This is a genomic window from Adhaeribacter radiodurans (assembly GCF_014075995.1).
Taxonomy (GTDB): Bacteria; Bacteroidota; Bacteroidia; order Cytophagales; family Hymenobacteraceae; genus Adhaeribacter; species Adhaeribacter radiodurans.
Genome location: NZ_CP055153.1, coordinates 4733759 through 4754457, shown reverse-complemented (window position 1 = coordinate 4754457; position 20699 = coordinate 4733759). Strand labels below are relative to the sequence as shown.

16 protein-coding genes are annotated in these 20699 nt (G+C 40.9%); 9 read left to right on the top strand and 7 right to left on the bottom strand.

Annotated elements, in window-relative coordinates; genetic code table 11:
- Positions 1-20 precede the first annotated feature (20 nt).
- Positions 21-149 (bottom strand): hypothetical protein, encoded by a 129-nt coding sequence (locus tag HUW48_RS27365; protein WP_262891457.1) that lies wholly within the window; start codon positions 147-149, stop codon positions 21-23.
- 298 nt (positions 150-447) lie between these two features.
- Between HUW48_RS27365 and HUW48_RS18945 the strand changes: the two genes are divergently transcribed.
- The 6 genes from HUW48_RS18945 to HUW48_RS18920 all read left to right on the top strand — a co-directional run bounded on the left by HUW48_RS18945 (position 448) and on the right by HUW48_RS18920 (position 8827).
- Positions 448-2037: a type I restriction-modification system subunit M gene (locus HUW48_RS18945; protein ID WP_182412433.1), complete on the top strand. Its 1590-nt coding sequence runs from the start codon at positions 448-450 to the stop codon at positions 2035-2037.
- Positions 2038-2040: 3 nt separating this feature from the next.
- Positions 2041-2205, top strand: a complete 165-nt coding sequence (locus HUW48_RS18940; RefSeq protein WP_182412432.1) for a hypothetical protein — start codon at positions 2041-2043, stop codon at positions 2203-2205.
- 72 nt (positions 2206-2277) lie between these two features.
- Complete coding sequence (locus HUW48_RS18935; protein WP_182412169.1) at positions 2278-3105, top strand: transposase; 828 nt, start codon at positions 2278-2280, stop codon at positions 3103-3105.
- Positions 3106-3113: 8 nt separating this feature from the next.
- Positions 3114-4127, top strand: coding sequence for a restriction endonuclease subunit S (locus HUW48_RS18930; protein ID WP_317173806.1), 1014 nt, complete (start codon positions 3114-3116; stop codon positions 4125-4127).
- A 6-nt stretch (positions 4128-4133) separates the two neighbouring features.
- Positions 4134-6992 carry a type I restriction endonuclease subunit R gene (locus tag HUW48_RS18925; protein ID WP_182412430.1) on the top strand — a complete coding sequence of 953 codons (2859 nt, stop codon included), beginning with the start codon at positions 4134-4136 and terminating at the stop codon, positions 6990-6992.
- 182 nt (positions 6993-7174) lie between these two features.
- Positions 7175-8827 carry a hypothetical protein gene (locus HUW48_RS18920; protein ID WP_182412429.1) on the top strand — a complete coding sequence of 551 codons (1653 nt, stop codon included), beginning with the start codon at positions 7175-7177 and terminating at the stop codon, positions 8825-8827.
- A 72-nt stretch (positions 8828-8899) separates the two neighbouring features.
- On the opposite strand, the gene HUW48_RS18915 is transcribed toward HUW48_RS18920, so the two are convergent.
- Positions 8900-9886, bottom strand: a complete 987-nt coding sequence (locus HUW48_RS18915) for an aldo/keto reductase (RefSeq protein WP_182412428.1) — start codon at positions 9884-9886, stop codon at positions 8900-8902.
- A 680-nt stretch (positions 9887-10566) separates the two neighbouring features.
- Between HUW48_RS18915 and HUW48_RS18910 the strand changes: the two genes are divergently transcribed.
- Complete coding sequence (locus tag HUW48_RS18910; protein ID WP_182412427.1) at positions 10567-11109, top strand: hypothetical protein; 543 nt, start codon at positions 10567-10569, stop codon at positions 11107-11109.
- A 792-nt stretch (positions 11110-11901) separates the two neighbouring features.
- Here HUW48_RS18910 and HUW48_RS18905 read toward each other — a convergent pair.
- From HUW48_RS18905 to HUW48_RS18890, 4 genes are all read right to left on the bottom strand, one after another.
- Positions 11902-14478 (bottom strand): M1 family aminopeptidase, encoded by a 2577-nt coding sequence (locus HUW48_RS18905; protein ID WP_182412426.1) that lies wholly within the window; start codon positions 14476-14478, stop codon positions 11902-11904.
- Between the two features lie 798 nt (positions 14479-15276).
- The gene (locus HUW48_RS18900) at positions 15277-16278 is read right to left on the bottom strand and encodes a 5-oxoprolinase subunit C family protein (RefSeq protein ID WP_182412425.1); all 1002 of its coding nucleotides are present in this window, start codon (positions 16276-16278) and stop codon (positions 15277-15279) included.
- The gene (gene pxpB / locus HUW48_RS18895) at positions 16268-17014 is read right to left on the bottom strand and encodes a 5-oxoprolinase subunit PxpB (protein ID WP_182412424.1); all 747 of its coding nucleotides are present in this window, start codon (positions 17012-17014) and stop codon (positions 16268-16270) included. Before pxpB ends, HUW48_RS18900 begins: the two co-directional genes overlap by 11 nt.
- Before the next feature lie 944 nt (positions 17015-17958).
- Positions 17959-18114, bottom strand: a complete 156-nt coding sequence (locus tag HUW48_RS18890; RefSeq protein ID WP_182412423.1) for a hypothetical protein — start codon at positions 18112-18114, stop codon at positions 17959-17961.
- Positions 18115-18210: 96 nt separating this feature from the next.
- On the opposite strand from HUW48_RS18890, the gene HUW48_RS18885 reads away from it, so the two are divergent.
- Both HUW48_RS18885 and HUW48_RS18880 read left to right on the top strand, forming a co-directional pair.
- Positions 18211-18996 (top strand): LamB/YcsF family protein, encoded by a 786-nt coding sequence (locus tag HUW48_RS18885; RefSeq protein ID WP_182412422.1) that lies wholly within the window; start codon positions 18211-18213, stop codon positions 18994-18996.
- On the top strand, positions 18993-20186 hold the full coding sequence (locus HUW48_RS18880; protein ID WP_182412421.1) for an NRAMP family divalent metal transporter: 1194 nt from the start codon (positions 18993-18995) through the stop codon (positions 20184-20186). The genes HUW48_RS18885 and HUW48_RS18880 overlap by 4 nt, the downstream gene beginning before the upstream one ends.
- Positions 20187-20206: 20 nt before the next feature.
- Here HUW48_RS18880 and HUW48_RS18875 read toward each other — a convergent pair whose 3' ends face one another.
- Complete coding sequence (locus tag HUW48_RS18875) at positions 20207-20653, bottom strand: hypothetical protein (RefSeq protein ID WP_182412420.1); 447 nt, start codon at positions 20651-20653, stop codon at positions 20207-20209.
- Positions 20654-20699 lie beyond the last annotated feature (46 nt).

Genomic DNA, 20699 nt, shown 5'->3' with positions numbered 1-20699 from the left:
TGAGTAATTGTAGCGTAGAATTAATCGAGGGCAATGGGTTGCAAGGAGTTTACGGGTTCAGTAGATAATAATTTCGTAAGAGTATCGTTTTTATCTTCCCGGATTACCCAGCCATTTGTGGCTTTTATAACAAAACCTTTTATTTTCATAGCTTCTCGTGAAGCTTTTCTAACCGCTGGGCTGACTGCCTGTTCTAACACTTCTTTCGTTGAATAATCAGCTTTTGAGCTAAATTAAGTTAGGTGTAGCTTCTTTTTAACTTTCATAGTTTGAAGATATTCATATTAAAGGAAAATTACTTTTTTACTCAATTGATTAATAGGTCTTATTAAGGCTGTTCTTGACTTCTATGTTGGAATAAAATAAACAATTGGTAACTTAAACGTTTTTTGCTTTGAGTTAAAGCAAATAGTTTAATCCACAGATACGAAGATTAGAAACAGATAAATGTCCGAAGACCATAAAAAACAACTGGAGCAACAGCTCTGGAATATTGCCAATACGCTTAGAGGAAAAATGGATGCCGATGAATTCCGAGATTATATTCTGGGATTTATCTTTTACAAGTACCTGGCCGAGAAAATGGAGATTTATGCCAACGATATTTTAAAACAAGACGGCATTAAATACCACGACATAAACGAAAACACCGCCGAAGGTCAGGAAATAATTGAAGCCATAAAAGAAGAAGCCATTGAAAAACTAGGTTATTTCTTAAAACCGGCGGAGTTGTTTAGTGAGTTAGCCAAACGTGGCAATAAAAAAGCGTCTGACGAAGAGGCGGAAGAAATTGAAAGCAATTTTATCCTGGAAGATTTGCAAAAGGTGCTGAACAACATCCAGCTCAGTACCATGGGCGCGGAAAGCGAAGAAGACTTTGACCATTTGTTTGAAGATATTGACCTAAACAGCACCAAGCTGGGCAAAACCCCAGAAGCCCGTAACCAAGTTATAGCCAAAGTGCTGGCGCATTTAGATAAAATAGATTTTAAGCTGGAGCAAACCGAACTAGATGTTTTGGGCGATGCCTACGAATATTTGATTGCCCAGTTTGCCAGTGGGGCCGGGAAAAAAGCCGGGGAGTTTTATACGCCGCAGGAAGTAAGCAAAATACTGGCTAAAATTGTTACAACGGGTAAAAGCAAATTAAAATCGGTGTACGACCCTACGTGCGGCTCGGGTTCTTTATTGTTGCGGGTAGCCAAAGAAGTGCAGGAAGTAAGCAACTTTTACGGACAGGAACAAAACCGCACCACCTACAACCTGGCCCGCATGAACATGATTTTGCACAACGTGCATTACCGCCGATTTAATATAAAGCAGGAAGATACTTTAGAACACCCGCAGCACCTCGATAAGCAATTTGAGGCCATTGTAGCCAACCCGCCTTTCCCGGCGCAATGGAGCGCCAACCCGCTTTTTACCTCCGACGACCGCTTTAGCCAGTACGGCAAACTGGCCCCCAGCAGCAAAGCCGATTTTGCCTTTGTGCAGCACATGATTTACCATTTAGCCGATAATGGCACCATGGCCGTGGTATTACCGCACGGGGTTTTATTTAGAGGCGGAGCCGAGCAGCACATTAGTCGGTATTTAATAGAAGACCGCAATTATTTAGACGCCGTTATTGGTCTACCGGCCAATATATTTTACGGCACCAGCATACCTACCAGTGTTTTGGTTTTTAAAAAATGCCGCGAAAACCCCGAAGATATTTTATTCATTGATGCCAGCCAGCACTACGAAAAAGTAAAAAACCAGAATGTGTTACGGCCAGCCGATATTATCAAATTAATTGATGCCTACCGCAACCGCACCGAAGAACCCAAATACAGTAAAAAAGCTTTACTCACTGATATTGCCGAAAACGATTACAACCTGAATATTCCACGTTATGTAGATACGTTTGAAGCTGCCGACAGCATTGACCTGAATGCTATTGCGGATGAATTGAAAGTGCTAGATATGCAAATTGTGAAAACTGATAAATTGATTACTGGTTTTTGCCGGGAACTTAATATTTCTACTCCTTTCTAGAATATGGAAAAACAAAAAAATATACCAGCCTTGCGTTTTCCTGAATTTTCAGAGGATTGGGAAAGGAAGAGCCTAATAGAGCTAAGTAAAAATAAATTTAGTAATGGTGTTTTTAATGACCCTAAAAAAGTAGGAAAAGGCTATCGAATTATCAATGAAGTTGTTTAGAGTTTTAAAACTACCAAAGAAATAGGAGTGTAAAAGAGTTTGCAAAGACACTTTACACAAGTTCCTATTTCAATGGCAGTATTAAGCGAAGATAAAATAAATCGGTGGATAGTTCCATATTTGAGCCAAGGAAAGAGAGGCAGTAAATTACAAGTAGCACCAGCAGCCATTATTTCAGGTATTTTATATCGGTTGAAAACAGGCTGTCAATGGCGAGAGTTACCCCTAAAAGAAATATTTACTGGCCCAACCATTAGCTGGCAAGGCGTGTATCATCATTTTCGAAAGTGGGTAAATGATGGGAGTTTTAAGAATGTATGGCTTGGCCTACTAAAAAGCCAGCGTTGCTTACTAGATTTATCAGGTGTTCAGTTAGATGGTAGTCAGACTATCTGTAAGCAGGGAGGGGAATGCATTGGTTATCAAAACAGGAAAGCGGCCAATAGTTGCAATAGCCTGTTTTTAGCTGATAACAAAGGGCAGATGCTGGCTTGTAGTTTACCAGTATCAGGAGCCCACCATGACTTGTATGAGATTGAAGTAGTATTTAAAGAATTATGTAATTTATTGAAAGAAGCAGGTATTGAAACTAAAGGTTTATTCTTAAATGCCGATGCCGGATTTGATTCCCAAGCTTTTAGAAGTATATGTTCAGAAATGAAAATAGAAGCTAATATTGCCACTAATCCCAGGAATGGCCAAATCACGGATGAATATATTTATTTTGATGAACAACTCTTTAAGCAGAGAAATGCCATTGAAAGAGCTAACGCCTGGATGGACAGCTTCAAAGCTTTGCTCATTCGATTCGAAACCAAAGCACTACACTGGTTCGTGCTTATTTTAATTGCTTTCTCCGTCTTATTTATTCGTAAAATCCCTAATAAACCAAAACTCTAAACAAGTTCATTGATAAAAAGGAATTTCTCAAAAATAAAGTTGAATATGGGGATATTTTTTTTACGAGGTCTTCATTAGTAAAAAAAGGTATTGCTCATTCGAATATAAATTTAAGCAATGAAGAGGATTTAACTTATGATGGGCATCTTATTCGAATGCAACCTAAAAAGGATATAGCTTTTCCTTCATTCTTAGCCTACAATTTTATTACATCAAATACTAGAAATAAATTTATTAAGAGAGGAAAAACAACAACAATGACCACAATTGGTCAAGAAGATATTGCTTCAGTTGAAATTAATATTCCCTCTCTTCTGGAACAACAGAAAATAGCATCATTCCTTTCAGCAGTAGATGAAAAACTACAAGCCTTAAAGAAAAAGAAAAGCCTTTTAGAGCAATACAAAAAAGGTGTAATGCAAAAAATATTCTTTCAGGAAATTCGCTTTAAGGATGATAACGGCAAGGATTTCCCGGATTGGGAGGAGAAACTTGTTGGTGAAGTAATTGAATTTATCAATGGGAAAGCACATGAAAATGATATTGATATTAATGGTAAGTACATTGTTGTAAATTCAAAGTTTGTTTCTACAGAGGGCAGAATCAAAAAGTTTTCTAATAAACAAATTTTAAGTTTATTCAAAAATGATATTGTTTTGGTTATGAGTGACGTGCCTAATGGGAAAGCATTAGCTAAATGTTATTTAATTGATAACGATAATACATATACCTTAAATCAAAGGATCTGTGCGCTACGAGAAGATAAATGCAACAACGCTTTCTTAATTTATTTGATTAATAGGAATGATTATTATTTATCATTTGATTCAGGTGTAGGACAAACCAATTTAAGAAAAGAGGATGTATTAAATTGTCCATTAATTATTCCTTCCTCTCTGGTGAAACAAACCAAAATTGCTGATTTCCTTTCGGCCATTGATGCAAAAATAAATCATTGCCAAACCCAAATAGTAAAAACAGAGCAATTTAAAAAAGGGTTATTGCAGCAAATGTTCTGTTAATTAAATATGGCTAAACAACCCGAACAAGTATTAGAAGAACAGTTAGTGACTCAATTACAAAAATTGGGCTACAGCTTGGTATTATTGAAAGACGAAAAAGGCCTGTTAGCCAATTTAAAAGCCCAACTCGAAAAACACAACAATATTCAGTTCACGGCTAAAGACTTTGAGAAAGTTTTAAATATTCTGAACAAAGGTTCAGTTTTCGAGAAAGCCAAAACGCTCCAGGAAAAGCAGCACATTATAAAAGATAACGGCGATAACTTATACTTCGAGTTTATCAATACCGAGCACTGGTGCCAAAACCAGTTTCAGGTAACGCAACAGGTAAGCGTGGAAGGCAAATACAAAAACCGTTACGATGTTACTTTATTAATAAACGGTTTGCCCCTGGTACAAATAGAACTGAAACTCCGGGGCCTGGAACTAAAAGAAGCTTTTAACCAGATAAACCGTTACCAGCGCCATTCGTTTGGGGCTAATTCGGCTTTGTTCCAGTACGTGCAAATATTTGTTATCAGCAACGGGGTAAACACCAAGTACTACGCCAACAATAAAAACCAATCGTTTAAGCAAACCTTTTACTGGAGCGATGCCCACAACAAACGCTTAACCAATATTTTAAATGGCTTTACCAGCGAGTTTTTAGAGCCTTGCCATATTTCTAAAATGATATGCAAGTACATTGTACTCAGCGAGGCACATAAAATATTAATGGTGCTACGGCCTTACCAATTCTACGCCGTTGAAGCCTTGATTGACCGGGTAAAAAACACCCAGAAAAACGGTTACATCTGGCATACCACCGGTTCGGGTAAAACCCTTACCTCGTTTAAGGCCAGCCAAATTTTAACCAGTCTGCCGCAAGTAAAAAAAGTTGTTTTTGTAGTAGACCGCAAAGATTTAGATTACCAAACCACCAAAGAATTTAACTCCTTCAGTAAAGGCAGCATCGATGGCATCGATAACACCAAAGCCCTGGTAAAACAGTTCTCCGACGATACCAAACTCATTGTTACCACCATTCAAAAACTAAATACGGCCATTAGCAAAAAGCAGTATTTAGAAAAAATGGAAAAGCTGAAAGACGAACGAATTATCTTTATTTTCGACGAGTGCCACCGTTCGCAGTTCGGCGAAACCCACAACCGCATTAAAGCCTTCTTCCGGAACATTCAATTATTTGGGTTTACCGGCACGCCTATTTTTGCCGATAATGCCGTTAAAAATGAATTAGGCAAACGCACCACCACCGAGCTTTTCGGCGACTGCCTGCACAAATACGTGATTACCGATGCCATAAAAGACGAAAACGTTTTAAAATTCTCGGTAGAATACGTAGGCCGCTACAAACAAAAAGACGACAGCCCAAACCACATTGATATTGAGGTAGAAGATATTGATACCAAAGAATTAATGGAATCGCCGGTGCGCTTAGATAAAATTGCCGATTACATTCTAGCCAATCACGCCCGCAAAACCCACAATCGCGAATTTACCGCCATGTTTTGCGTGAGCAGCGTCGAAACCCTGATTAAATACTACGACATTCTGCACCAGAAAAAGGAAGCTGGGCAGCATCATTTAAAAATTGCTACTATTTTCAGCTACGCCACCAATGAAGACGATAAAGATGCCAACGGCTTTTTACCCGAAGAACTATCGGTAGCCGAAGAACCCCGCGTTTTGTATGGTTTGCAATCTCACAGCCGCGAAAAGCTGGATGAGTTTATCGGGCATTACAACAAATTATTCGATACCAAATTCTCTACCAAAGACAGCGAATCGTTTTACAACTACTACAACGATATTTCTAAAAAAGTAAAAGAGCGGAAAATTGATATTCTGTTGGTAGTAAATATGTTCCTGACCGGTTTCGACAGTCCTACGCTAAGCACCTTGTACGTTGATAAAAATTTAAAATACCACGGCCTGATACAAGCTTATTCCCGCACCAACCGGATTTTAAACGAACAAAAATCCCAAGGGAATATTGTGGTGTTCCGCAACCTCAAAAAGGCCACCGATGATGCTATTGCTCTTTTTAGCAACAAAGACGCAAAGGACATTATTATCATGGAGCCTTACGAAGATTACGCGAAGAAATTCACCGAAGCCTTTATCCAACTCCTAAAAATTGCGCCTACAGTAAACAGCGTTAATGATTTACAAACCGAAGAAGACGAACTGGAATTTATAAAAGCATTCCGGGAGCTGATGCGGATTAAAAACGTACTCACCACTTTTGCCGATTTTAAGTGGGAAGATTTGGCTATGGCCGAGCAGCATTTCGAAGACTACAAAAGCAAATACCTCGACCTCCACGACAAAGTAAAATCCGACCACCAGAAAGAAAAAGTTTCTATTCTCGAAGACGTAGACTTTGAACTCGAACTTTTGCACCGCGACGAGATAAACGTAACCTATATTTTAAAATTGCTGGCTAAACTAAAAGATGCCAAGCCAAAAGACCAGGAAAAGAAGAAGAAAGAAATTATAGATCTGCTCTCCGGCGAAGCCAGCTTACGCAGCAAACGCGAACTAATTGAAAAATTTATCGCCGAAAACTTACCTAATCTAGAAGACAGCGAAGAAATAGAAGAAGAATTTGAAAAGTACTGGAATACCGAACAAGTAAAAGCCTTTCAAGAACTTGTTAAAGAAGAAAACCTAGCGGAAGACAAAACCGAAAAAATAATAGAAGATTACCTCTTCGCCGAACGCGCCCCCTTACGCGACGAAGTTTTGGATTTGATTCAAGGAGATAAACCAACCATCCTGCAACGCAAAAAAGTAGGGGATAGAATTTTAAATAAGATTATTGACTTCGTGAATACGTTTATAAATGGGACAACTGGTAGTTAAAAGCTTACATATATTTTATAATTGAGAGATATAAATTTATTAAGTAAGGATAAATTTAATTTAAAAATATAAAGATTAGATACTCTTCAATCACTCCACCTAGGACTTTTGAATATTCCAGTGAAGAATTTATTAAATTATTCAATAAACCTGGTCAAATTGTAGAAATTAAAGATAGTACAGTGTCAGGGGATATTGTTATTAGTTCAGAAGATTATAAATGTACATTTGCCAAATTAACAAATGTAAATTTTAAAGATAATTTTTGTTTTAAGCATTGTAATTTGGGTATAGGTGTAAGTTTTGATAATTCCACGTTTGATAAAAAGCTCGGTTTTTATGGTTCAAAAGCAAGTGGTTTTAATAAAGAATTTTCTAACGAATCAACAAGTTTAATTATTAATAAATGTGAAATATCGAAGCTTGAATTTAAACAGAATAATCATTTTGAAAGAGGTGTTAATATTAAAGAATCATTAATTAATGAATTGAATATTTCTAAATTGATAACAGAAAAAGGAGGTATTTATATTGAGGGTTCTACTTTTGAAAAGAAATTAGACGTTGGTAATACAAGATTAAATGGTAATGGAATAATAAGAATTCATAAATCAAAAGTACATTCTAAGGTTAGATACCAATCTATAAATGTTAGTGGTATAACTTTTACAAATACTGAATTTGAAAAAGATGTTCATATTTGGGGCGGCGAAAGTACTGATGGTATTGTTTTTAATGAAAATAACTTTAATGATGATGTTTATATTAAAGGAGTAAAATCTTCCGGCTCATTAACTATACGCAGAGATAATTTTAAAAAATCAGTTCAGATTGATTTTGAAGATAACAAGGATGGATTATTAGGTAGATTTAAGAATATATATATAAGTTCGGTAAATTTTGGTATCAGTTTCACTTTAAACGGAGCAAATCAAGAAATTGAATCTTTATTGAATGCTGCATCTCAAAGCTTGACAGGAACAGTACAGTTTAGTAGTTGTTCATTTAAGGAGGCGAAAATTGAAGGTGATAACCATAAGGGTAATTTTGTATTCAATTTATGCCAATTCCATAAATTAACTTTTAAGTATTTTATTAATTTTGGCAATCTCATTCTATCTTCAAGTGCAGGTATACCAAATACAAATTCTGAGTTTCAGGTTTATAATTCTAACCTGGGTAAAGCTCAATTTTTTAATGTTTCTCTGAAAAGGTTTGATTCTGTTGATATTATAAGTTCACAGGTTAGTGAAATAATTACTTCAGGTGTTGCATGGTTTGTTGATACAAGTCTTTTACCATCAATGCCGGAGAATTCTGATAAAAACAAAAGGAAGAGGGAGATTTATCGGCAATTAAAACAAGCTCTTGAAAAACAAGGTGATAAAATTCATGCTTTAGAGTTTCAAGCTGCTGAACTAAAAAGCTATGAAAAACAAATTAGCACCGAAGCTAAATTTCTTAACCAAAATAGAATAATACTTTGGTTAGGAAAGACAAATGACTTTGGACTGAATTGGGTAAAACCAATAAAACAGGTTCTAATAATAACTTTAATTTTTTATTTTTTAATTATCCTTACCGCATCTGATAAGTTATTATTAAAACCTGCAAGAAATTGTTTTGAAGTTGCTGAAACAATAATAGAATTCGCTAATTTTAGTTACGTCTTACCACAATTAATAAATCCAGCAAGAACACTAGATAGAATATTTGATTCGGAAGCAAACATCACTTTAGGCTTTTGGGCCTATCTTTGGGACGCTTTGCAAAAGATTGTTTTAGCATTTTTTATATTTCAAATCATTTCAGCATTTAGAAAATTTATTAAATAATGCTCTTCTACAACAGAGGTTAACACGAGTATGCTCGATAAGCTAATCTTTTTATATTTAGCCAAATTGCACCTACCAACTATAATGCACCAGCGGCTTAATCTTAGCCTCGTAAATTGCTTTTACGCCTTCCAGTTGCTCCGGGGTGAGGTCGGGTACTTCCAGGGCTTGCAGGTTAGAGGTAAGCTGGCTGGGTTTGGAGGCGCCTGGTATAATGCAGCTGACGGCCTCAAATTGCAATATCCAGCGTAAGGCTACGGGGGCTAAATTTTCCTGGTTCGGGAACAGTTTTTTAAGTTTTGCTACGGCTTCCAGGCCAATGTTATAATCCAAACCCGAGAAGGTTTCGCCTTTGTCGAAAGCTTCGCCGTTGCGGTTAAAGTTACGGTGATCGTCGGGGGCAAAGTTGGTTTCGGGGCGGAACTTACCGGTGAGCAGGCCGCTGGCCAGGGGCACCCGTACAATTACCCCAATGTCGCGGCGCTGGGCTTCCCGGAAAAACAACTCGGCGGGCCGTTGCCGGAACATGTTAAAAATAATCTGCACGGTGGTTACATTCGGGAATTCAATGGCTTTCAGGGCTTCTTCTACTTTTTCTACGCTCACGCCCATATTCTGGATTTTGCCTTCTTCTTTCAGCCGGTCGAACAGTTCAAATATTTCGGGCCGGTAATACACCTCGGTGGGTGGGCAGTGCAGTTGTATTAAGTCCAGGGTTTCGAGACCCGTGTTGCGCAGGCTATCTTCCACGAATTTTCGTAAAGCATCAGGCGTATAGGCTTCGTTCACGTGCGGGTTCAGGCGACGGCCGCATTTGGTAGCCACGTGTACCCATTCGGAGCGGGATTTTACCACCCGGCCTACGGCCTTTTCGCTTTCCCCATCGCCGTACACATCAGCGGTATCAATAAAATTTACGCCGGCATCTAGAGCGGCATTTAAAATCTGGTCGGCGTTTTCGTGGCTGAAAGGTTCACCCCATTTGCCGCCCACCTGCCAGGTGCCTAAACTAATTTCAGATACTTCAATGCCGGTTTTTCCTAGTTTTCTGTATTTCATGCTGTTGTTTTCACGGGTTATAATGGGGTAGTTTTACGGGGAGCAGTTGATTAAGGATTAGAAAACCTTACTGGTAAGTTTAGTATAGGTATTTGATAAGTACTTCAACGAAATTAGTTGAGATTATTATTTATAGGAAGTTGTGGCTCATTAGAAATTTACTAAACTAACAATAAGCACCTAATAGCGAACCACTACATATTTTGCCGGGCTAGATGGAACAGGTGAAAATTTCTTCTCGGGCACAATTCTAAGTACCTGAACAAAAAAATAGTCATTTTCACGTGCAGCTTCAGTGAAAAAACAACTATCTCTATTTCTCCTAAACTTAGGAGGGGAGCTTATTCCTAACTCATCAATTATAATTTATTTTGTCTTTTTAATTATCTTTTAAAAGAAAAGCAGAAAATAAAATATCTTCCCTATCTAAGCAAGGTTAATACTTTCTAAAAATAAGTAATTAAATAAAATTAATTTACTAAACCGGAGGTGGAGATGGTGGTAATATACCATTGCTAAATAATTGCTTAAATGCGCACAAGTCTAAGCACTAATAGCTGAATACCTGAGTCACCTTACGTAGCATTAATGGGTTAAATTCAGGATTTTCCATTTTATAAAAGCAACCGACACCTGAATAGGTGCGTAGTTGCTGGTAAATTAGAAATCTGTCTTCTTGCATGATGATCGAGAATTTCCCCTATTATTGGAGTGCGCCTAAGTCTATTTTGCGCTACGATAGTGTTTGCGGCCCGATGGCGGTCTGGGGAGTACTCCGTTATTTTGGAATACGGGTAAATGCGGGACGTCTGCCGCAGGCCTGTCACCGAAAGGGTACCTACCTCATTGCCCTGGCAATAGTACTCCGGGAATACGGATTAAACGTATCGTTCTACACCCTCCCGGATCTGGAGCTAAAAGGATTTGAATTAGAATGTTACGAAAAGGCCAGATTATTAGGCATTCCTATCCGAAAAGCATTTTCATTAAGTTATTTGTTATCCCGAATTAACGAACACCGAGGAGCCCTTGTGTGTTACGATACTTTTCCGGGTTATGATTTGGATGGTACCGGCCATATTTCTCCCTTATTGGGCAGGCAGGATAATAAATTAATTATGCCCTACACCGATGAAAAATTATTGCCGCGGATAGATTTTTTAAGAGGATGGCGGGAACCCAATTTTTGTAAACAATGTATCCTGGTTTCGGACCGGAAATAAGCCTGACCTAAGCCGTGCTTTGGCTTAAAAGCTACCCGGGATGAAAGAAGCAGAAGCAAGGTAATTGAAAACAGGCCTCCAACTTGGAACCGGCCCTTTTAATACCTGAATTTCCCAGCTTAGGATTTCGTCATGCTCAAAAGTAAATTCCAGCTGGCTTTTGTAGTTTTACCACAAATCTGTATCCCAGTGTCATTAAGTTAATAAATGATAGTACACTGATGCAAACTTTGATCAGATACTTTAAATCATCCCCAATCCCCTTTCAAGGGGGACTTTTTTCCTTCTGATACCCTTAATTAACGACATTGATCTGAATCTAAGTTCCCAACCATTACTTCGTACGTCATAATACCATCTTCCGCCATTTTTATTTCTTGACTTTTTATAAATATGTAGTTGAAAGCTACTAACTATCAGGGAGGTTTAAGATTGTAGATTCGCGTTTGGGTTAAAGCAGAAGAAGTATTCTAAACTTTAGGTCTAACTTAATCAGCCTTGTTCGCCTAATACATACTTATAATCAACAAGAAGCAGATATTCAGAAAGACCGTAGCTAAGAATAAATTACATCAGTTCGGGCAAGGAGGGCCTTTTAGCGTTCCGGTGCCGAGGAACGGGGCATGGCGCAACAGAGTGAGCCAAGGTTCGCTCAGCCGCCCGACTGCCCGAACGGGGCCCACCGGCCTTGAGGCAAACACGTACGGTTAAATCGCATTAGCACAGTAACCTTGAAAGATGCAATCTTTCAAAAGAACTACTTATCCCTCCTAAAACAAAAGGGGAGCTTTTTCATTTTACTAATCGCTCCGCCCGGAAAAGATCATCTGCCGCTTGTAAAATTTTAGCTTTAAGTTTGGGGTTGTAATTGGGGTGCTGCTGTAGGAAAGTCCGGATGGTAGTGGCGGCAGTAGACGTTTGGTAATTACCCAGGGTAGCTTGTAACCAGGAGTATGGGAAAAAAATATCGCCGGTTTTTTGAATTTCTTCCAGCAAGTTCAGGCTCATGGGCAGGTATTTTTCGGAAGTTTGCTGACGTAAAGGGTGATGCAGGTAACTAAGAGCGCTTACTACCCAAGCTTCTTTTTGGCGGTTTTGTTCTTGCTGCAGCGAAGAGAAAAAATCATCGCGCTCGCTGACATCGGGGGATAAAGCCAACATCAGGAACTGGAGGCGTTGCTGGCGGTCGGGGTTTTGGATGCGGGTGAGTTGCTGCGTTAAAATTTGCTTACTGTTGGAGTAATCCCGGAGAGCCAACGCCTGGGCCAGGGAAGTATAATCGTCTTCGGTAAGTTTTACCCCGGTAGGTGGCTGCTCCTTTTCCCAGATTTGGTATAATTGCTTTTGCGCCTCGGCGGTTAACGCAATGCTCTGGTACGTTTTAAATAATAATTTTTTGTTGTTCTGCGCCGAGGCTTTTTCCATGGCTTGCCACAATTCTTTTTCCAGTTCAGCGGCTAAGGTAGGCCGGTTGGTTGGTTTTACTAATCGCCAGAAAATATTGCTCAAGTTACCGGTAATTAGTTTTAAATTGAGTTCTTCAGATTCCTGGGTAAGGGCAGCTCGGTAAAAATTTAGTAAATCTTTAGGGTTTACGCTACGGCCATTGAGCATGTTTTCGTACAAACTAATGTACCCCGAAGCCCGTGCTACCGGGTCTTTCAGATGAACTAAACCTTTGGCAACTTCGGCATCCGTAGGAAATACGCCATAACCCTGGCCCGAACTGTTGAACAGAATAAAACCAGGTACCGCCGCACCAATTGCTTCGGGTACGGTAAATTCGGGGGCGTTCATGGGCACGGTAATTTCCTGTTGCCGGTCGGGGTAAATTAAGGTGAGTTCAAAAATCTGAGGCCAGATCCGGTCGGAATTATCTTCGGCTTTTTGGGAAATCGTAAGCGCGGTTATTTTACCGCCTTCGGTTTTTAAATCATAATTAAATACCGGGCGACCGGGTTCATTTACCCAAACCTGGTTCCAGGCTTTCAGGTCGGCGGGCGTATGGGCATCCAGAATTTGGATTAAGTCGGGCCAGGTAGCATTATTAAAGGCGTATTTTTTTAAATATTCCCGTAAGCCATTCCGGAAAGCCTCCGGACCCATAAGTCGTTCCAGTTGCCGCATCATTACGGGAGCTTTGTGGTAAATAATGTTGCCGTACATTGTACCGGCATCCTGCAGGTTATTTAATTGCTGGCGGATGGGGTTGGCACCAGCCGTACGGTCCACGGCGTAAGCCGCCGGAAAATGATCTACCAAGAACTTTAAATCATAATTGGTATTTGCTTCTGCTACCTGCGTTATTTTATCGGCCATAAAATTGGCGAACACTTCTTTCATCCACACATCGTTAAACCACTGCATGGTTACTAAATCACCGAACCACATGTGCGCGGTTTCGTGCGAAATAAGGCTAGACCGGGAAATTTTCTGGTCCTGCGTAGCTCCATCATCCAGAAACAAGGAAGAAGCTTTGTAGTCGATAGCGCCCACGTGCTCCATTCCGCCGTACTGAAAATCCGGAATAGCTACAAAATCAAACTTCTGAAATGGGTAGGGAATTTGCGTATATTCCTGCATAAATTGCAGGGCATCGCCGTGAATCCGGAAAATAGGGCCGAGGCTTAATTGGAGCTTATCCAAATCGGTTTCGCGGTGCAGCAAATGCATGGTGCGCCCGTTTACCTCCCGACTTACCCGCTTAAACTTACCGGCCACAAACGAAAACAAGTACGTACTAATGGTATCGGAAGGGGCAAAACGGTAGGTTTTAGCATTTCCTGTAGAAGTAGAATCCCGTAGCGGCGCATTCGCCAGAGGCTGCCAATCATTAGGTACCGTTAAGGTTAAGGTAAAGCTGGCTTTGAGGTTGGGCTGGTCGAAAACCGGGAAAACGGTGCGGGCCCGATCAGGCACCAGCAAAGTGTACAAGTATTCTTCATTCCGGTTCAACGACAAATCACCGGCAATAAAAGTTATATCTACGGTATTCCAACCTATTTTTAAATTTTCGGAGGGAATAACCAGGTGTTCGTTTGTGTGGTGAATAGAAACATCTTGACCATTTACCTTTATCGTCTGTAGATGATCAGCTTTTTCTTTAAAATCAATTTGCAGTAGAGTTTTATTGTTCTTGAGGTGAAAGCGAATGGTTTCCTGACCTTGAATGGGGGCGCTTTTCCCGTTTGAAATAGTAAAATGCAAGCTATACCCCAGCTGACTGATAACGGATTGCCGGTAATCGGCCAAGGCTTTACTCACTCCATTTTCTACTAGTATATTTTGAGTACTAATCATTTTTTTACTGCAGGCTACTATTGTTAGGAACAGCAGGGTGGTTATGCTTATGGCAATTCTATTCTTCATGTTGATTTAAAAATACAAAGACCATGAATAAAACTTTATTTTTAATGATTTTTTGAGTCTTCTCCTGTTTTACTGTTGAAAGAGTGCATCTTTCAAGGCGTAGGTGTTAATGCGATTGAACGGTCTATGTTACCTTAAGGCCGTAGGGCCCCGTTTGGGCAGTTGGGCGGTTTAGCGAATCTTGGCTCACTCCGTTTCGCTATGCCTCGTTCCTCAGCACCGGAATGCTAAAAGGCTCTCCTCGCCCAAACTGACGTAGTTTATTCTTAGTTACGGTTTATCTTGCTTTTACTTGCCTTAACTTTAAAATTTTGAAAGTTTATATTTACAGTTCAGGAGTTTGAATAATGGTAGCCCTTGCGGGCGCAAGTCTTAGCGGAGCGAGACTTGTGACTTACAGACAAATGCCAGTCTCCCAACCAATGTCATTAAGTTAAGCTATTTAAATATAATCTATAGCGTGGAAGTTACTTCCGTGCCTTCCTTTTTTAGTGATTAATGGCTTATGAATTGGATGAAGATATAAGCGGAATTCCTTAACTGAATGACATTGGTCTCCCAACTGGCGGAAACCAAACCATTTTCCGTCAGTCGGGAGACTGACTGGGGTACTTACGCACAAGTGACGCTTCGCTTAACACTTGCGCGGGGAGGCGGGAGCTTAGTTAGCTACTAGCATCAATTACCCGTTTGGGACTGAAGGCAAACACGAACGGTTAAACCGCATTAGCACCGCTCCCTTAAAGGATGCAATCCTTCAACAGTAAAAACGTAAAGTAAAAAGTTATTAAAAACAGCCTAAAACCTTACTTTATACCCAATAGCCTGTTTAATTTCCTGTATCCGCAGTTCCTGTTGAATGTAAAGGTATTGCGCCTCTTCCAGCGAAATTTCCTGAAACCGGATTTTCTGCCCCAACGGAACCTGGGCCAGTTTCGAGAAATCTGCGGTAATCACCTGACCGATACGCGGATATCCCCCCGTAGTTTGGTGGTCAGCGAGTAAGGCAATGGGATGGCCTTCCGGAGGTACCTGGATGGTGCCGAAAGTAACCGCACTGGAGATCATTTCTTTCGGTTCATTTAACATCAAAGGCACACCTTGCAGACGATAACCCATACGGTCGGAGTCGGTGGTAACGGTAAATTCCTGCTCCCAAAAAGCTTGCTGACTAGCTGGGGTAAATAACTTATATTCCGGTCCTTTTATTACCCGTAGAGTGGGCTGGGGTTCCAGATGCGGGAAGAGTCGGAGGGTGGGCATCCAGGCAGCCTGCACCCAATTTGATTTATCTTTTACTAAATTTTGTAAGAGCTTTTCTCCAATAGCAGTTGGTCCCGGACAAAGCAATTGATCTCCCGCCTGCAAGGCCCGACCCTTAAAGCCGCCTACTTCGGCCCTTAAAAAAGTAGCGTAACTTCCCAGCACTTGCGGCAAAGTAAAGCTTCCGGAAATGGCCACGTAGGCCCGGCCGCCTAAACCCGGCGCACCAAATTGCAGCAAGCTACCTTGCGGTACAAAAATGGGTCGGTCCATTTTTATTTTTTCTCCGTTAATTGTTGGTGAGAGTTCGCCACCGGTAAGGGCAATAAGGTGATCGGCTTCGAACAAGATTTTAGGGCCCAGAAAGGTAATTTCGATGCCCGCTGCTCCTTCTTCGTTGCCGACGAGCAAATTGGCTACCCGTAGAGCAAAGGCATCCATGGGGCCACTAACAATAATTCCTTCTTTTTGGTATCCGAACCGCCCCGCATCCTGAATGGTAGTGAGCAAACCCGAACTTATTATTTTAATGCCCATTAGCCAATGCCTTTTTTTTCTCGAATTGTTTTTCGGTGATAGCCACAAACCGGATCATATCGCCGGCCTGCAACAAACTGGGCGGATCGCGGTGCGGGTTAAAGAGTAAAAGCGGTGTACGGCCAATAAGTTGCCAACCACCCGGGCTCTGGATGGGGTATACGCCGGTTTGTCTATCCGCAATGCCTACTGAGCCGGCCGGCACTTTCGCGCGTGGTTTATCTTTACGCGGGGCGGCAATTTCGGGAGTCATGCCTCCGAGATACGGAAAGCCGGGAGCAAATCCAATCATGTACACCAAGTAAGTGGTTTGCGTATGCAATTTAATTACTTCTTTAGGCTTTAAACCGTGTAATTGGGCCACATAATCCATATCCGGACCGTATTTGCCCCCGTAACATACCGGAATTTCGATTGTTTTGGCGGCTGGTGTTTCAGGATGGGCTTTTACATGCGAGCGCATTTCGGCTAAATAGGCTGCTACCGTTTGATAAGGATTCCGAAGTCCTTGCTGACTAACTACCCACGGGTCGTAGTATACGGTTAAAGTAGTAAAGGCTGGTACGTATTCCACCAATCCTGGAAAAGGATGCTGATCCAGGTACATGGTAAACGCTTGAATATACCCGTGGAGAAGCCGGTTAATGTGGTCGCCGAATTCCAGGACAATAGCTGCGTCGCCCAGCGGGTAAAAACTTATTTCCGGCAATTCTACGGGGGTAACTGGGTTTTCCATGCAGCCAGGTTAAATTCTTGATATTACGAGTAATGGAGAAAGTGTTTTACGGTTTTAAATTAAGTTTGCTTTCGAATTATTTATACTAAATTATTTTTTATTTACGGTTCTACTTTTGAAAGATTGCCATTTTCAAGTAGCGGTGCTAATGCGATTAAACGGTCTATGTTGGTTCTAGGCCGCGGGGCCCCGTTCGGGCAGTCGGGCGGTTTAGCGAACCTTGGCTCTCTCCGTTGCGCCGCCATACCTCGTTCCTCGGCACCGGAACGCTAAAAAGTCCTCCTTGCCCAAACTGACGTTGTTTATTCTTAGCTACTGATTTATTTGTTTTCAATTGACCTTATTCTAAAACTTTGAAAATCTATCCCGGAACAACTTGGTATTAAAATCAAAAAATAATTTCGATTTTACCTTTTCTTAGCCATTTTTCAATTCTTCCATTTTTCTCATCCTTGTCCTACATATCCTTTTTTAGCTTCGCTAAAAAAAAACTATTTCACTTTTTGCCAAGCTACTTTCTTTCTAAATGGTACGAGTTAATTTTCTCAACTGACTTTTATTTAGAGAAAGTAATTTTAAATAAATCTTATAAGTACTTAGACAAAAATAAATATTCATTTTCCCTCGCTGCTTTAATAAAAAACAACCACCCCTGCCCCTCCTAAACTTAGGAGGGGAGCTTTTACCCCAACTTATCCTGTATATTTTAATTTGTCTACTTACTTATCCCTTTCCTATAAGACTACTTTTAAAGTTTGAGGGTGAATTAGTAAGTTTACCAACGAAGGAGCTAAAAAATAGCTTTACTTTTATTCATCATCAGATACTATTAACCTTAAAATCAACTTAGTTATCTCTCATGATTTTTAATTAAGTTAAGCCGTGAAAGCTAAGGAAAGCCGTAGCTAAGAATAAACTACATCAGTTTGGGCAAGGAGGGCCTTTTAGCGTTCCGGTGCCGACGCAGGAGGCATGGCGCAACGGAGTGAGCCAAGGTTCGCTAAACCGCCCGACTGCCCAAACGGGGCCCCGCGGCCAGGAGCTAACAGGGACTTATCAAACAAGTTAGAACCCTCCCCTTGAAAGATGCAATCTTTCAAAAGCAAAACAGAAGAAAATTTAAACCTAACTTTTAGATTTGTCTACGAAGTTTCAGCCATTTATAAATTACAATAAAAATTTCTGATCGATTCTAAATGCGCAACCCCACCTTAACCATTGATTTAAATTGTGATGTAGGAGAAAGCTTTGGAGTGTACCAACTCGGCAACGATGAAGCCATTTTACCCTATGTAAGTTCGGTAAATATTGCCTGCGGTTTTCATGCGGGTGATCCGGCCGTAATGAAGCAAACGGTAAATCTAGCTTTGCAACACGGAGTAGCCATTGGGGCCCATCCAGGTTTGCCTGATTTAGTAGGTTTTGGCCGGCGAGAAATAATAGTTTCACCTGAGGAAGCGTATGATATGGTAGTGTACCAGGTGGGCGCTTTAGCTGGGTTTGTAAAAGCGGCGGGTGGTACTTTACACCACGTAAAACCCCACGGTGCCTTATACAACATGGCCGCGGTAAATCTGCCTTTAGCGCAAGCTATAGCCGAAGCAGTTCATAAAGTAAATCCGGAAGCTTTCTTATACGGATTGGCTGGTAGTGCCTTGATTCAAGCCGGAGAACAGTTTGGATTACTAACGGCTAATGAAGTATTTAGTGATCGTACCTATCAGCCTAACGGAACTTTAACGCCCCGCCGGCAACCCAACGCCCTTATTACCGAAGAGCAGGTAGCTCTAAACCAGGTAATACAAATGGTAAAAAGCAATACTGTTCGCGCACAAAACGGGAGTGATATTCCGATTAAGGCCGATACTATTTGTATTCACGGCGATGGTGCGCACGCGGCAGCGTTTGCTAAAAAGATTAACGAAACGCTGCAACAGGAAAAAATTCAAATTCGGGCCGCCACCTACAACAGAATTGTATGAAGCCAGAAAGTAAATGGAGGGTGCTCCTGGGAGCAGCTTTCTTGATGGCCACTTCGGCGGTTGGACCAGGATTTTTAACGCAAACAACCGTTTTTACACAAGCATTAGGCGCTAGCTTTGGGTTTGTTATTCTCATTTCTATCCTGATTGATATGGGAGTGCAACTAAATATCTGGCGCGTTATTGCGGTTTCAGAAAAGCGGGCACAGGATATTGCCAATTTGGTATTACCGGGTTTAGGTACTTTTATTTCTGTTTTAATTGTGCTGGGTGGACTGGCCTTTAACATCGGGAATGTAGCCGGAGCTGGGTTGGGCTTGCAGGTATTATTGGGTTTTTCGCCGGAGTTAGGCGCAATAGTTTCGGCAGGATTGGCAATTGGTATTTTTCTGGTAAAAGAAGTAGGCAAAGCCATGGATCTTTTTGCCCAATTGCTGGGACTGTTAATGATATTACTAATTTTATACGTGGTATTTACGGCTCACCCACCCGTAGAAGTAGCGCTGGAGAAAACCTTTGCTCCGGATAAATTAGATTTAATGGCTATTATTACCTTAGTAGGCGGCACGGTGGGCGGTTATATTACTTTTGCGGGCGGACATCGCTTATTAGATGCCGGTTTAAAAGGAACGAGTGCATTACCTCAAATTAAAACCAGTGCTATCTCGGGAATAGCCGTCGCTTCTGTTATCCGAATTTTATTGTTTTTGGCTTCTTTGGGAGTGGTAACCCAAGGTTTACCCATTGAGGCGGCTAATCCGCCTGCCTCGGTTTTTGCCCAAGCCGCAGGAAATTTTGGTTATAAATTATTTGGTGTGGTAATGTTTGCGGCTGCTATTACCTCGGTTATTGGTTCGGCGTATACCTCAGTTTCTTTTATTAAATCGTTTCACGCATCCATTCCCCGGCACGAAAGCAAAATAATTATTGCTTTTATTGTAGTATCTACCTTAATTTTTATCACCATTGGTAAACCCATAACATTGCTGATTGTAGCGGGGGCACTCAATGGGTTTATTTTGCCTGTTACCTTAAGTACCATTCTGATTGCCGCCTACCGACGAAATATTGTAGGTACTTACCGGCATCCGGTTTGGCTTACTATATTTGGAGTATTAGTGGTGTTGGTTATGGCCGGAATGAGCCTTCACGTATTCTGGAGCCAGTTACAAAGTTTGTTTAAAGGTTGATGCGGGTGATTGGCAACTACTTAGTCTTTCAGAAACAATCCCTTAGTCGCTGATTTAGTATTTTCGTCCATTTCGTGGATTTGACTTAAGGCTTCTACTACGGCCATTAAACCGTTAAACATGCGTTCCTCCTGCGTCTTGGCCCAGGGTGCCCGTTCAAAAGCATATTCTATCTGGGCGAGTTCCTGCCAGGAGTAACCGGTAGCATTAATCTGTTCTTTTGCTGGCCCGGTGAGGTTCCATGGGCGTCTTACTTGGGCAATTTCAAAGCTTACCGTTACAAAAACCTGCGGCCAGGCTACCTGACAACCCATCCACTTTAAATCCCGGTCGTACTTAATATTCATTTTAGCCGCAATAATATTGCCCACTGCGCAGGCATGGCAATTGCCTTGCACCAACGAGTTGTTCAGGTAAGCGTTCACCAGAATCTTTACGGTATCGTTAAAAAGCTCCTTGTTTTTCATGTTATGTATATCTTTAGAGAAGCAGAATTCTAATGTATTGGAGGCA

Coding starts and splice junctions, on each gene's coding strand:
- HUW48_RS27365 (WP_262891457.1), bottom strand. CDS start 149: ATGAAAATAAAAGGTTTTGTTATAAAAGCCACAAATGGCTGGGTAATC.
- HUW48_RS18945 (WP_182412433.1), top strand. CDS start 448: ATGTCCGAAGACCATAAAAAACAACTGGAGCAACAGCTCTGGAATATT.
- HUW48_RS18940 (WP_182412432.1), top strand. CDS start 2,041: ATGGAAAAACAAAAAAATATACCAGCCTTGCGTTTTCCTGAATTTTCA.
- HUW48_RS18935 (WP_182412169.1), top strand. CDS start 2,278: ATGGCAGTATTAAGCGAAGATAAAATAAATCGGTGGATAGTTCCATAT.
- HUW48_RS18925 (WP_182412430.1), top strand. CDS start 4,134: ATGGCTAAACAACCCGAACAAGTATTAGAAGAACAGTTAGTGACTCAA.
- HUW48_RS18915 (WP_182412428.1), bottom strand. CDS start 9,886: ATGAAATACAGAAAACTAGGAAAAACCGGCATTGAAGTATCTGAAATT.
- HUW48_RS18910 (WP_182412427.1), top strand. CDS start 10,567: ATGATGATCGAGAATTTCCCCTATTATTGGAGTGCGCCTAAGTCTATT.
- HUW48_RS18905 (WP_182412426.1), bottom strand. CDS start 14,478: ATGAAGAATAGAATTGCCATAAGCATAACCACCCTGCTGTTCCTAACA.
- HUW48_RS18900 (WP_182412425.1), bottom strand. CDS start 16,278: ATGGGCATTAAAATAATAAGTTCGGGTTTGCTCACTACCATTCAGGAT.
- pxpB (WP_182412424.1), bottom strand. CDS start 17,014: ATGGAAAACCCAGTTACCCCCGTAGAATTGCCGGAAATAAGTTTTTAC.
- HUW48_RS18885 (WP_182412422.1), top strand. CDS start 18,211: ATGCGCAACCCCACCTTAACCATTGATTTAAATTGTGATGTAGGAGAA.
- HUW48_RS18880 (WP_182412421.1), top strand. CDS start 18,993: ATGAAGCCAGAAAGTAAATGGAGGGTGCTCCTGGGAGCAGCTTTCTTG.
- HUW48_RS18875 (WP_182412420.1), bottom strand. CDS start 20,653: ATGAAAAACAAGGAGCTTTTTAACGATACCGTAAAGATTCTGGTGAAC.